Raw genomic sequence first — 12,777 nt, forward strand, 5'->3', positions numbered from 1 at the left:
GCCAATCTGTCAGCTCTGATCGCTGGCGCAGGCGATCGCCCGTTCGCGCAGCCTGAACTTCTGTACCTTTCCGCTTCCGGTTTTCGGCAACTCCTCGCAGATCACGATTCGCTCGGGCCAATACTGTTTGGCGGTCTTCGACGCCCCCATGTACTGCGCCATGGCATCGGTGTCGAAGGTCCATCTCGGCTTGAGGACGATGAACGCACAGGCGCGCTCGCCGAGTCGCTCGTCCGGATAACCCACGATCGCTATCTCAGCAATGGCAGGGTGACGCAGCAGCAGCGATTCGATTTCGAACACTGGTATGTTCTCGCCACCACGAATGATGATGTCCTTGCTCCGCCCGTTGATCCGGATGTAGCCCTCGTCGTTCAACAGATAGGCGCGGTCTCCTGTGTCGAACCAGCCTTCGGCGTCGAGGGCATTAAGCTCGGGACGCTTCAGATAGCCAACGAAGAGCGAACTGCCGCGGAACAGCAGGCGGCCAGTGGTGCCCAGCGGCACCGGCCTTCCCTCTTCGTCAACCACCCTCACTTCGTTGCCTCGCGCTGCCCGGCCATCGGCCACGGCAGACAACTCTCGCGCACGCTCAACCTGTGTCAGCGTTCCGGCCACCGTTTCCGTCATGCCCCAGATCGAGCACACGGTCAGGTTCATGCACGTAGCCGCGCGCTCGACCAGCACTGCGGGCACCGGTGCGCCAGCGCAGCCGAGCAGCCGGAAACTGGGTGCGCCAGGGTCACCCGCTTCCACGGCATTGAGCAGATCAGCGAGGAATGGCGTGGCGGCGGCGCTGAAGCTCACCTTTTCGCTGCGCATCAGTTCGAGCGCGACGCGCGGCTCCCACTCGTCCATCAGAACGGTCGTTGCGCCAAGCATCAGCGGCATCATCGTCTGATACGCATAGCCAAGCAGATGGCCGACGGGCGAAATGGTCAGCACCACGTCGTCAGAGCTCAGGTGCAGGTCTTCGATCGACGTGAACAGCGTCGACAGCAACGTGTTGGACGTGTGCATCACGCCCTTGGGGGCGCCGGTGGTCCCCGAACTGAACATCAGGAGTGACACGTCATCCGGCTGCAACCTGGCCGCAGCGGCGCTCAGAGAAACGGGAGCCTGCATGTCCGGATTCAGCAGCACACGATCAAAACCGTCTGCGCCGTCATCTCCCACAACCACAAGCCGTTTCAGCTTCGTCAACTGAGGCAGCAGGCCGCGCGCCATAGCGGCATGATCATGGCCCCGGTAACGGGACGGAACGACCAGAACCTTCGCCTCGCAAAAGTCAAGCATGTAGGCCAGTTCGCGCTCACGCAGGATGGGCATCAATGGATTCACGACCGCCCCGATGCGCGAGGCCGCTAATGACGTCACTACGAACTGCCAGACATTGGGCAGTTGAATCGATACAACGTCCCCGCGTCCGACGCCGAGCGCGCTCAACGAAGCGGACGCCGTGGCGACGAGCCGGTCGAGCTCCCGGTAGCTGATGCGGCGCGCAGCCTCGTTACCCCGGGTATGAGCCACAAGCGCTGTCTTGTCCGGCGAACGCTCGAGCACCTGGTCAAAACAGGCGTTAATGGTCTTGTCGCGCCACCATCCCTGAGCGCGCAGGGTGTTGGCCCGTGCCGGGCTCAGTGCGATTTCAAACGGCATGAGATCTCTCTGTGTTGTTCGGAAAAGTTCAGCGCTTCCAGCGCTGCTCTCTTGGCCACTTCGGCGAACGGTCAGCGGCTGCATGGGCGGCACCAGAACATCGCTCGCCCGTGTACGGACAGCACGACCTCCCCGTCCTGATTCACCGCCTGCTGCAACAAACGTACGACGCCACGATCGGGCTTGCTGCGTGAACGGTTGGTCTCCAGCACTTCGACGCGCACGGACAGACGGTCTCCTGGTCGAACAGGCTTGAGCCACCGCAGCTCATCCAGGCCGGGCGACGCCATTGCCGAGCAGGGCGAAAGGAAGTGCGCGCACATCAGACGCGTCACGACTGCACCCGTCATCCAGCCGCTGGCGATCAACCCGCCGTAGGGCGATTGCATCGCCGCGACCGGATCAACATGGAAAGGCTGCGGATCGTAGCGTCGCGCGAATTCGACGATCTCGTCTTCGGAGACCAGATGTTCACCGAACACCGCCGTTTCGCCGACGGCGAAGTCGTCAAACCATCGCTCTTTCCAGGGAATTGGCATCGCGTCCTCAACTGCGCGTGGGCAAAGCACGATGAAAGCCGTCAAACGGCGGTACCCGCGATTCGGTGGCCAGCGTTCCGGTCTGACGCGCATTCGGACTGCCGCCGTCAACGCGAATGTATGTGCCGGTGATGTACGACGCGGCTGGCGACAGGAGATAGACGATCGCCGATGAAACCTCCGCTTCGTTGCCGAAGCGCTGCAGGGGCACCCCGCTCGCAACCTTGCGTATCTCCTCAAAAGCTTCGGGTGTATAGGTGTCAAACCCGCTCGAAGCAATGCCGCCTGGCGCTACGACGTTCACCCTCACGCCCGATCCGGCCCACTCGGACGCAGCCGACTGGCTGAGCGTGAGCATGCCGCCGCGCGCCGCGCCCGAATGCGCAAAGTTCGGCCAGCCATTCCAGATATCAGCGATGATGTTGACGATCGAGCCGCCGTGGACTTCCATCCAGCGCGTATAGACCTCGCGCATGAAGATGAAGCCTCCGGTCAGGTTATTGCGCACGACCGCCTCGAATCCTTTCGTCGAAATGCTCTTGAGCGCGGCACGGTATTGGCCGCCCGCATTGTTGACGAGCCCGTCGATACGGCCGTGTTGCGCGAGCACTGCATCGATCGTGGCCTGCACCTGCGCCTCCTCGCGGATATCGCAGATGTGCGTGCTCGCCTTGCCACCGTCCTGCTCGATTTCAGCCTTCACGACCTCGAGCTTCTCTGCCGTGCGGCCAACAATGGCGACGTCTGCGCCAAGCGCGGCGAGTTCATGCGCGGCACAGCGGCCGATGCCACTGCCGCCGCCCGTCACGATGACGCATCGGTCTTCGAACAGGCCATGGCGGAACGCGGACCGATAACTCACAGACACCTCCTGGTTATCCTCATGATTTCGCTCTCATGCATACTGCACGGCGGCACGGCCAATGCGTTCGCGCGCGATGATCAGTTTCATGACACCGGCCGTGCCGTCCCCGATCTCCAGGCCCATTACATCGCGCATGCGCTGCTGGTGCGGCAGGTCTTTTGACCAGCCGTAGTGGCCGAACGTCAGCAGGCATTGATGAATGACATCGAAGGCGGTTCTCGGTCCCATCCATTTGACCATTGCAGCTTCGGCTGTATGCGGCAGCCCCGCGTCACGTAGCGACAACGCGTGGTACGAGAGCTGCCGGATGGCTGCGATTGAGGAATCCCCTTCGACCAGCGGGAAACTCACGCCCTGGAACTGCCCGATTGGCCGGCCGAACGCCTCCCGCTCCTTTGCGTAGCACCACGCTTCGTCAAGCGATGCCTGGGCGGCGCCAACGCACTGCAGCGCAATCAGCGCGCGGCTGTAGTCGAAGCCCTGCATGACCTGGGTAAAGCCTCGCCCCTCCTCGCCTAGCCGGTGGTCGAGCGGTACGCGCACGTCATCGAAAAACACCGAGCCGCGTCCGGTGATGTGGCTTCCTACATCGTCGAAGCGGGTACGCTGCACCCCGGGTGAGTCGGCCGGAATGAAGAGCGCCGTGATGCCACGCGCACCTTCCTCCGGCCGGCCGGTGCGTGCAAAGACCAGGAAAGCGTCGGCGCAGTCGGCAAAGGTGATAGACGTCTTCTCGCCGTTCACCACGTAATGGTTGCCGTCAATCCGGGCACGCAATTGCAGATTGGCTGCATCCGACCCGCCGCGCGGTTCCGTCACGCAGATGCCGACGATGACCTCGCCGCGCGCCATGCGGGGCACCCATGCGTCTGTGAGGGCCGCATTCGCATTGCGCAGGATGATCGCAGCGAGCAGTGAAATCGCGACGGACACACCGCCGATATTGAAATCGCCGTACGCGACTTCTTCTGCGATCAGGCCCGTCGTCACGCCATCCATCCCCAGGCCGCCGAAGGATTCGGGAATGTCTGTTCCCAGCAGGCCCAATGCACCCATCTCGCGGATCAGGACCCGGTCAAGCACCCTCTGCTTTTCCCGCTTCTGGTAGTCAGGGAGTAACCGCTCGCGTGAAAATCTTCGCGCGGTCTCCTGAAGCGCTTTCTGGTCTTCGGTCAGGACCATCTATTCAATCTCCTGGGTTATGCCGGGTTGGCGCCATCTGCATAACTAGTACAGTAGTGTACCGTACTGTAGCTATCTATAAGTGTTTGCACTACCTCGGAAGACATATTCATCGTGGTCTGCCAGATTGCCGTGTTCTTGGGCGAGTTTGAATCGGCAAATGCAGTGCAGGGGTCAGCCACCCGGCACCCCATCGTGGCCGTCTGTGAACTTGTCGTAGTAAATGGCCTCGAGCGAAACCCCGTGCTGCACCAGCATTGCGATGCCTGCGTCAATCATGCGCGGTGGTCCGCATAGATAGCCTTCCGCACCGTCAGCCATCGCTGCGGTGATGAAATCGCTGACCAGGCCTCGGGCACCTTTCCAGGGGCTGCCTGGAGAATCGTGAGACAACACCGGGATAAATTCGAAAGGATCGGGCCAGTTTCCGGCAAGCTCCCGGATGGCATCGAGCATGTACAAATCGGCTTGCGTACGCGCGCCGAAGAGCAATGTGCAGGGGCGGCGGATGCGGCTCCTGCGCGCATCCTCCAGGATGCTCAACAATGGCGCCAAGCCACTGCCACCTGCGACGCACACCATCGGCGCGTTGCCGCCTCGCAAGTAGAAACTGCCGTGGGGCGCCTCGATCGCGAGCGACTGACCGGCGAGGCTGCCACTGAACAATGCATCGGTGAAGGCGCCACCCGGCACCTTCCGGATGAAAAACGCAAGCTCTGTGCGGCCGCTCCTCTGCGGCGCGTCGGCGAACGAGTAGTGTCGGCTGCGGGGCAATCCGGGCGCAAGGACGCTAGCGTACTGCCCGGCCACATAGTTCACTGGGCGGTCTGTACGCATCGTGACTTTCAGAATGTCGTGAGTCAGCGGCTCGGTCGCGACGATGTTGGCCGCGTAGGATTCCGCCACTGGCAGATCCGCGCTCGGGGGGGCAATCTCCACGACGGTGAGATCGTCGCGCACAAAGGCCTGACAGGCGAGGATGTAGCCCGCATCCAGTTCCTGTTTGGACAGGGTGTAGCCAAAAGGAGTGGCTTCCCGCACGCGGCCCTGGCGCAAGAGCGTCTTGCACGAAGCGCAGGTGCCCACAGTACAGTTATGAGGATAGTGAACGCCATTGGCCAGTGCCGCTTCCAGCAACGTCTGACCCGAGGCGACGTCAATGGTCACCCCCTGCGGGAGGATCCGGATCTGCCGCTTGGTAGGGGACCGCGGCAGCAAGGAGTTGAGGAAATTTCGCATGGAGTGTGGAGAGTCCGGAAAACGGAAAGCGACGCCGTGGACAAGGGCTTAGCGCAAGGCCCGATACGCCAGCAGCACAACCGCGACGATGGATACGAGGGTGAACAGCAAGGCAGGCGCGAGGCCGATCACCGTGAACAGGTTGGATGACCCGAACCGGTTGTCGGCAAAGCTCAGCGCGCGATTGGGGGCAAACATCGCCGCCCAGTAAAAGACGGTATTGGCCCACCCCGTGCCCACGAACATCCAGCCGAGGCGGCGCCCGCCAGGCACGTCGAACCCGACCACCGGCATGGCCAGTGCCGCCAGCATGATCAGGAAGGCGTTGAGCATGCCGCCGAGGTGTGTGCGCACCCAGGCATCGGTGGAAATCGGCAGGTGCAGCGGCATCGTCTTTCCGGGCCACCACTCGAGTCCTCCTACCAGACTGACAAGCAGGCCCGCGCCTGCCAGCATCCCGATAAGGAGGATGAGTGCGGCATGACCAATCATGCGCCGCTGGATATCGACAATCATGTTCGCGCTCTTCATTGGATGGGTTCGTCAGGGGCGTGGTCCATCAACTGGATGAACTGGCCGTCGCAGGAGGTTGCCCTAGCCAATCTTCCCAACCCGCGCGGCGGTTCTGCTCGGCAGCCAGACGGCGCTCTTCCGCGGACGCCCATTCGTTGTCCCAGCGCCGCAGGGCCGGCTTGATGATCAGACTGAACCACACCGGCGGCAACAGCGCTGCCATGAAGCAACCGAACACACTGGGCATGCGGATCGCCTCGCGGTGAGGAACCAACTCGTAGTAGGAGAGATAGGTGTTCAGGTGGTGGTCAGCGTGGTTGGTGATCTCGAAAGCGACCAACCGTGACAGCGGACCGAAGTGATTCCATACATGGCGCTTCTCGATCGGGCTGCCAGCCACGCGTACCTGCCCATAGTGCTGGAAGTAATTGAAGGTTTCGACCCAGAAGCGGGCAATCACCATGGCAACGAGCGCGAGCCCTACCGACGCCCAACCGCCGATCCAGTACATCAGTGACTGGAACAGCACCTGCGCCAGGATCGCGCGCCAGAGATGGTGGCGAATCGACCAGCGGGCGAAGCCGCGCTTTTCCAGCGCATCCGACTCGATACGTTGGGCCAGCAGCGTGGATTCAAGAACGGCCTTGGGTGCGAACGAATACAGGGTTTCGCCACGCGCTGCAGTGTCGCTGTCGTGGGCAGTGCCCACGTCACGGTGATGACTCACGACATGCGCCTCCATCCGCGTCGGGTCGAGGAAGCATATCTGCGCGTAGCGTCCAAACGTGCGGCCGATTCTGCCCCGTGCGTGGTAGAGCTCGTGGGAAGCGGGAACCATCGGCACCACCGAGAGCCATGCGCAGCTCATCACGCCGCCGAGCATCTGCCAGCCGGTCAGATCATGATGGGCGACAGACCAGGCCAGCATGAGGTACGTGGCCGGTCCCAGCAAGGTCGAAAGCCAGATCGGCACGAAGGCCCAACCCCGGCTTTTCATCTTGCGCGCCTTCAGGTCCAGCGGCAGCATGCTGTCAATGGCTGCCATCAACGGAAAGAAACCGAGGCCGACCCAGACATAGTCACCGCCCATGTAGAGTCCCAGCATGCTTAACGCTTGCGTCAGCGGCGCCAGATAATATTTGAGGTAATCCCACATTTCACGTTCCTCCAGGAGCCCGCAGTGCGGGGCATTTGGGTTTCATTTCAGTCGTCGAGCAACGCGCAGACCGTCTTTGTCTCGGTGTAGGCCAGCAGCCCTTCCTCGGACACCTCGCGCCCCCAGCCGGACTGCTTGAATCCGCCGAAAGGCAGTGCTGCGTCGATGATTCCATGGCAGTTGATCCAGACCGAACCGGCCTCCAGCCTGTGCGCCAGTCGGTGGGCCTTCTTGATGTCGCGTGTCCAGATGTTGGCGGCCAGCCCGTAGGGGGTGTCGTTGGCCATTCGGGTGACGTCCTCGACGTCCTTGAACCGCATCACGCTGACCACCGGTCCGAAAATCTCCTCCTGGGCGATCTTCATCGACGGGTCGGCATTGGCAAACACGGTTGGCTCCATGAAGTAACCCTTGTCTCCCGTCTTCTTGCCGCCACAGACCAGCGTCGCGCCCTGCTCCAGCCCTGAGGCGACGTAGCCTAGTACGCGTTCCTGCTGCTTGCCGGAGACGAGCGGCCCCATCATGGTTTCCGGGTTCTGGCCATTGCCCACCTTGAACTGGGAAGCCGCCGCCGCCACCGCCTCAACCACCTGGTCGTATACGCTGTCCTGCACGAACAGCCGGCTGGCGGCAAAGCAGATCTGGCCGGAGTTGAAGAACACGGCAAGCGCCGCGCCGAGGCCGACCTGGTCGAGGTCCGCATCGGCAAAAACGATGCTGGGCGACTTGCCGCCGAGTTCCAGCGAAACCCGCTTCATGTTGCCAAGCGAATACTCGACGATCTGTTTGCCCACTGCGGTCGAGCCGGTGAACGTGATCTTGTTGACGTCGGGGTGCTGGGCCAGCGCAGCGCCGGCTTCGTGGCCATAACCGTTGACGATGTTCAGGACACCTTCTGGCAGACCTGCTTCGAGGCAGAGCTCGGCAAGCCGCAACGTGCTCAGCGGAGTGAGCTCCGTGGGCTTCAGCACCATCGTGCATCCGGCCGCCAACGCCGACGCGATCTTCCATGCCCCAAGCGCGAGCGGATAATTCCATGGCGTGATGGCGCCCACCACGCCCACTGGCTCGCGGCGCGTATAGGCGTGGTACTCCTTGCCGTCGAAAGAGACGGGTAAAGTCTTGCCGCCGACCTTGCTGCACCAGCCTCCCATGTAGCGGAACACCTCGACCGTGGACGGTAGATCCAGGACTTTGGCAAAGGTGATGGCCTTGCCGGTGTCGACCGACTCCAGGTAGGCCAGTTCTTCTGCGTGGTCCTCGATCTTGCGGGCAATGTTTTCGAGCAGACGGCCTCGATCGATTGGGCGCATCTTGCGCCACGCATCGCTCTCGAAGGCGGCCCGAGCCGCTTTCACCGCGCGGTCGATGTCTTGCGCTGCGCTACGCGGAACAGCGGCGATCATGTCCTGGGTCGCGGGATTCTCCACCTCGATGGTCTGGCCCGAAGCGGCGTCCAGCCATTGTCCGCCAATGAGATTCTTGTTTTGCACCGCCTTGATTCGGGTTCCGAACTGTACGGAAGTGTCCATCTGACTGTCTCCTGAATTCGATACGTGACTACGGGACATGGGAGCGCGAGCGTTGCGGTTCAAATGAAGTTGTCGGCCCGCTGCAGCTGGCCGACGCCCTCTACAGGCTCATGAAGATGCCGCCGTCGACTACGATGTTCTGGCCGTTGACGGTCGATGACTCATCGCCTGCGAGCCACAAGGCGGCGCCGGCAATGTCCTGCGGCGTCTGCGCGCGCTCGATGGTTCGCATCTGGGACGCCACCGCCTCGAACTGTTCGTGCTGCGCTGCGTTGGCCACCGCGTTGGGCGAGTGGATATAACCGGGGGAAATCGCGTTGACCGTGATGCCAGCCTTCGCGGCGGCAAACTCGCGCGCCATCGCTCGCGTCATCGCGGCCAACGCGCCTTTGCTCGCCACGTAGTGCAGCATGAACGGGATGCCGATATGCGCAATCACAGAAGCGATGTTGATGATCTTGCCGCCGCCGTTCGCACGCATATTCGGCGACACCGCACTTGCACACAGCCACGGCCCCATGACGTTGACCGCCAGGATTTTTTGCCAGTCAGCAACGGCGAGTGCTTCCATGGGCGTGTAGTTGAGCCCGGTGAAAATGCCGGCGTTATTGACCAGAATATCGACTCGCCCGAATCGATTGATCGCCGCCACGGCCATCGCGTGGGTGCTCTGAGGGTCGGAAACATCCGTCGTGACGCCCAAGGCATTTTGGCCGATCTCGGCGGCGGCCCCGGCGGCTCCCCGGACGTCGGCCACGACAACGCAGGCCCCCTCCCGGGCGTAGCGCTCGGCAATCGCGCGACCTATGCCTGTCGACGCGCCGGTGATGACCGCGACCTTGTCTTTGAGTCTCATGGTTGTCTCCTTGGTTTATCGCCCCGTCATGCTGCAATGCAGCGACGGTCGTGGACTGGTGCGAGTCCCCGATGCCGATGAATCGGCACACGGATTCCTCATTGGCGACCTGTTGTAATTAGAATGGAGAGGAGGATTGATAACCCCATCCGAAAGATTGGGGTCCGACTAGGACAAACCCGAGGCATCAAGACACCCGAGCAAGCTCACAATCGGGGAAACCGCCAGAAGGGGCGAGACCATGACTACCATAAACATGAATATGGTATATGTCACTTACAATGTACAAGTGAACTTAGCTCGGGCGTATGAATGAAAGCGATCTCGCCGCCGGCGTCTCGAGTCACTGTAAGTGGACATGAAAACCCACGGGGGTCAGAACCGTCGGATGACGTAGCGGACCAGCACTTTGGGGCAATCCTCGCTGAACATTCTGCGGGTCGCATGAAGCGGGATGAGTGGTCCAGGGGACGTCTGGCACCTCCGGGTTTCGGGTTCGAGTGTGTGCCGACGCGCGCCCTGTCGCAGCTGCAAGCGGACGCTCTGCCCAAGTTGACGGCCGTGTGCGCGCCGCCTGGATACGGCAAGACGGTGCTGCTTAGCCGGGTCCATGAACACCTGCGGTCGCGCGGCGAGCGCTGTCTGTGGCTGTCGCTCGACGACCGCGACCGCGACCTGCTTTCGTTGCTAGCTTTACTGCGTGGTGCGCTGACGCAAAGCGCAGATGCCCCCGCCGACGAAACCGAAGTCGAGGTGCTGCCGTTCGCCGATCCCGGCGAAATGATGGATAGGGTAATCAGGCAGATCCGTCTACTGCCGGGCAAGACTGTTGTCCTCATCGACAACCTGGGCTTGTGCGAGGACTTGCGGCTTTCTGCGCTGCTGGAGCGCCTGGTGTTCGACAGCGGCCCCGAGTTGCGTCTGATCATCTCCAGCAACCGCGCACTGCCGATCGACATCGTGCGGGTCAAAATGGAACTGGGCGCGCTAGAACTGCGCGCGGAGCATCTCTGCTTCGATTGCGTCGCGACCCGACGATTGCTCCAGCTGGCGGGCTTTTCTTCGCTCGACGCGACGATGCTCGACCACATTCAGACGCAAACTGAGGGTTGGCCCGCAGCCGTGCGTCTGCTGCAGGTGCTGATGTCTGCCGAGCGCGGCATCGATGCAGGCCCTGTTCAAGGCGTCATTCCTGCAGCGGTGCTGGAGCACTTCGGTGGCGACCAGACGGATATTGCGCGCGTTCTCACGAACCGCGTGATGGCCGGAATCGAGCCCGCGGGTGTCCAGTTTCTCATGGAGATAGCGCTGGTGCGGGAATTCAGCGCGGAGTTGGCGCAGTACATGACCGGATCTGTTCAGGCCCATGCATGGCTGGACGACCTGGTGCTTCGCAACATGCTGATATTCCCAGTGGATCGCAATCGTCGCTGGTTCCGCTTTCATACGCTGTTGCGGGAATATCTGCTGAACGAGGGGCAGGAGCGCCTCGACAGCGTTCGGCGCCGAGACGTTTTAAAGCGCGTCGCCCAATGGCATGCCAGCCGTGGCGACTACGTCGCTGCCATCGGGTGCGCACTCGATGCACCCGACGTCGAACTGGCGCAGGACCTGATCGGCCGGGTCGCACGGCAGGTGGCCGGGGACCGTGGGCAGATGACGCTTTTCGTCCAGTGGGTTGACCGTTTGCTCCTCGCCGGTGGCCGTGTGCCGGCGGAAGCCCAGGGCTGGTATGTATGGGCCTTGTGCCACACGATGCAGTACGAACGTGCGCGGCTTGCATTGGACGTGTTCGACCGTCGTTTGCAGCAGGGCACGGTGCCTGACACGGATGCAAGCCAGGTGAGTGCGGATCTCCCGTTCCTCCGGATGGTCTTGGGCGTATACCTGGACACGCTGGACGTTGCCCATGCCGAAGCGCTGGCCTGGCTTGCCAGCGACCATCCGAACGACCCGTTGCACACCGGCACGGTTACAGCGATCGCAGCCATGGCAGAGATCGATTGCGGAGATCTGGCTGATGCGCAGCAGCACCTGGATCGTGCCGAAGGCGCCATATTGCGTTCGCAAAGCGCCTTTGCCCAAGCCTGGGTGGCGATCCTGCGGGCGATGGCCGAACTGGCTCGCGCGCGGCCCGACGTGGCAGACCGACTGTTGATCGAAGCGCGTGCGAATGTGGCTGCCCAAATCGGGGAGGATGCTGGCGTCGTCGCGGCGATCGACTTCGTGCACGCGCGTGCCCTGGTGGACTCGGGGCGACTTTCGGAAGCCCTCCTGCCAGCCCGTCGTGGGCTGGCCCGTGCGCATGACCACGGCGTGGTCATGTCCGCCGAATCGGGCCTTGGCGCATGCGTCGCCTTGTTGCCTGACCAGCCCGAGGATGCGTTGTCGGAGTCGGCGCTTGATCGAATCGCCCGCAGCTATCCGCCCAGAGTGCTGAGGCTGCTGTCGGCCCAGCGCGTACGCCGGCAATTGCGGTTGGGAAATACCCAGGAGGCGGTGAACCTGGCGGAACGATGCAATCTGCTAACCCCGCGATCACGCCACGCCATCGATCCGCCCATGCGTGCACGCGGCGATTGGCTGCTGGCCGGTATTGAACTGTTGATCGGGAGAGGCATGTGCGAGCAAGCCTTGAACGAGATCAACGAGGCTATGAAGGTTGCTCAGGCTCAAGGGCGCCAGCACGATCGCGTCGAGCTCCTGCTGGCCGCCATGGACGCGCACGTCAGGCTGGGCGATTCGACGAAGGCCCTGCGGGTCCTGTCGATGGCGATCTCATTGGCCTGCCCGGGGCAACTGGTTTATCCCTTCATGGTGTGCGGTAACGCGCTAGGCAAAGTGCTGGACAGCGCCGGGCCGCGCGATTTCGGCTTCGTTCATCCGAATGAAGTCAGGTTTCTCGAGCGGCTTCGGGCACTGGTCGGGCTGCCGGACATGGCCGTCCCCGGCGACGCAGCCGCGACGCCGGTCGGGACCGAGCAGAAGAGCGCGTTGCCGGCGCTGACGGTACGGGAAACGCAGTTGCTGCACCTCATCAATGAAGGTCTCAGCAATCAGCAACTAGCCGACCGGTTGTCCCTGACAGTACCCACCGTGAAGTGGCACCTGAATAACCTCTACACGAAGATAGGCGTGCGCAGCCGATCGGCTGCACTGGCCAAGGCTCGCGCCTACGGCCTGTTGGTCCAGCCCTGATCCACCGCGAAATGTTTGCCGATGACTCTTTGACTTTA

Annotated in this window: 10 protein-coding genes; 1 reads left to right on the top strand and 9 read right to left on the bottom strand. The window is 62.3% G+C overall.

The window, feature by feature from the left end:
- Nucleotides 1–9: 9 nt before the first annotated feature.
- The 9 genes from FSO04_RS19895 to FSO04_RS19935 form a co-directional block, all read right to left on the bottom strand.
- Complete coding sequence (locus FSO04_RS19895) at nt 10–1,743, bottom strand: AMP-binding protein (RefSeq protein ID WP_233464918.1); 1,734 nt, start codon at nt 1,741–1,743, stop codon at nt 10–12.
- Complete coding sequence (locus FSO04_RS19900; RefSeq protein WP_154561657.1) at nt 1,731–2,198, bottom strand: MaoC family dehydratase; 468 nt, start codon at nt 2,196–2,198, stop codon at nt 1,731–1,733. The genes FSO04_RS19895 and FSO04_RS19900 overlap by 13 nt, the downstream gene beginning before the upstream one ends.
- A 7-nt stretch (nt 2,199–2,205) precedes the next feature.
- The gene (locus FSO04_RS19905; protein WP_168435753.1) at nt 2,206–3,060 is read right to left on the bottom strand and encodes an SDR family oxidoreductase; all 855 of its coding nucleotides are present in this window, start codon (nt 3,058–3,060) and stop codon (nt 2,206–2,208) included.
- Nucleotides 3,061–3,093: 33 nt separating this feature from the next.
- Entirely contained in the window at nt 3,094–4,245 is a 1,152-nt protein-coding gene (locus FSO04_RS19910) for an acyl-CoA dehydrogenase family protein (protein WP_154561659.1), read from the bottom strand.
- Between the two features lie 174 nt (nt 4,246–4,419).
- On the bottom strand, nt 4,420–5,484 hold the full coding sequence (locus FSO04_RS19915; RefSeq protein WP_154561661.1) for a 2Fe-2S iron-sulfur cluster-binding protein: 1,065 nt from the start codon (nt 5,482–5,484) through the stop codon (nt 4,420–4,422).
- Between the two features lie 48 nt (nt 5,485–5,532).
- Complete coding sequence (locus FSO04_RS19920) at nt 5,533–6,015, bottom strand: styrene oxide isomerase (RefSeq protein WP_199203047.1); 483 nt, start codon at nt 6,013–6,015, stop codon at nt 5,533–5,535.
- A gap of 28 nt (nt 6,016–6,043) precedes the next feature.
- A complete protein-coding gene (locus FSO04_RS19925) occupies nt 6,044–7,153 on the bottom strand; it encodes an alkane 1-monooxygenase (protein ID WP_154561665.1) in 1,110 nt (369 codons plus the stop codon).
- A gap of 47 nt (nt 7,154–7,200) precedes the next feature.
- Nucleotides 7,201–8,685 (bottom strand): aldehyde dehydrogenase family protein, encoded by a 1,485-nt coding sequence (locus FSO04_RS19930; protein ID WP_154561667.1) that lies wholly within the window; start codon nt 8,683–8,685, stop codon nt 7,201–7,203.
- Between the two features lie 100 nt (nt 8,686–8,785).
- A complete protein-coding gene (locus FSO04_RS19935; RefSeq protein ID WP_154561669.1) occupies nt 8,786–9,541 on the bottom strand; it encodes an SDR family NAD(P)-dependent oxidoreductase in 756 nt (251 codons plus the stop codon).
- Between the two features lie 504 nt (nt 9,542–10,045).
- On the opposite strand from FSO04_RS19935, the gene FSO04_RS19940 reads away from it, so the two are divergent.
- Entirely contained in the window at nt 10,046–12,739 is a 2,694-nt protein-coding gene (locus FSO04_RS19940) for a winged helix-turn-helix domain-containing protein (RefSeq protein ID WP_199203048.1), read from the top strand.
- Nucleotides 12,740–12,777: the final 38 nt, after the last annotated feature.

The sequence above is a fragment of the Paraburkholderia madseniana genome, from assembly GCF_009690905.1.
GTDB lineage: Bacteria > Pseudomonadota > Gammaproteobacteria > Burkholderiales > Burkholderiaceae > Paraburkholderia > Paraburkholderia madseniana.

Coding starts and splice junctions, on each gene's coding strand:
- FSO04_RS19935 (WP_154561669.1), bottom strand. CDS start 9,541: ATGAGACTCAAAGACAAGGTCGCGGTCATCACCGGCGCGTCGACAGGC.
- FSO04_RS19925 (WP_154561665.1), bottom strand. CDS start 7,153: ATGTGGGATTACCTCAAATATTATCTGGCGCCGCTGACGCAAGCGTTA.
- FSO04_RS19930 (WP_154561667.1), bottom strand. CDS start 8,685: ATGGACACTTCCGTACAGTTCGGAACCCGAATCAAGGCGGTGCAAAAC.
- FSO04_RS19915 (WP_154561661.1), bottom strand. CDS start 5,484: ATGCGAAATTTCCTCAACTCCTTGCTGCCGCGGTCCCCTACCAAGCGG.
- FSO04_RS19910 (WP_154561659.1), bottom strand. CDS start 4,245: ATGGTCCTGACCGAAGACCAGAAAGCGCTTCAGGAGACCGCGCGAAGA.
- FSO04_RS19920 (WP_199203047.1), bottom strand. CDS start 6,015: ATGAAGAGCGCGAACATGATTGTCGATATCCAGCGGCGCATGATTGGT.
- FSO04_RS19895 (WP_233464918.1), bottom strand. CDS start 1,743: ATGCAGCCGCTGACCGTTCGCCGAAGTGGCCAAGAGAGCAGCGCTGGA.
- FSO04_RS19900 (WP_154561657.1), bottom strand. CDS start 2,198: ATGCCAATTCCCTGGAAAGAGCGATGGTTTGACGACTTCGCCGTCGGC.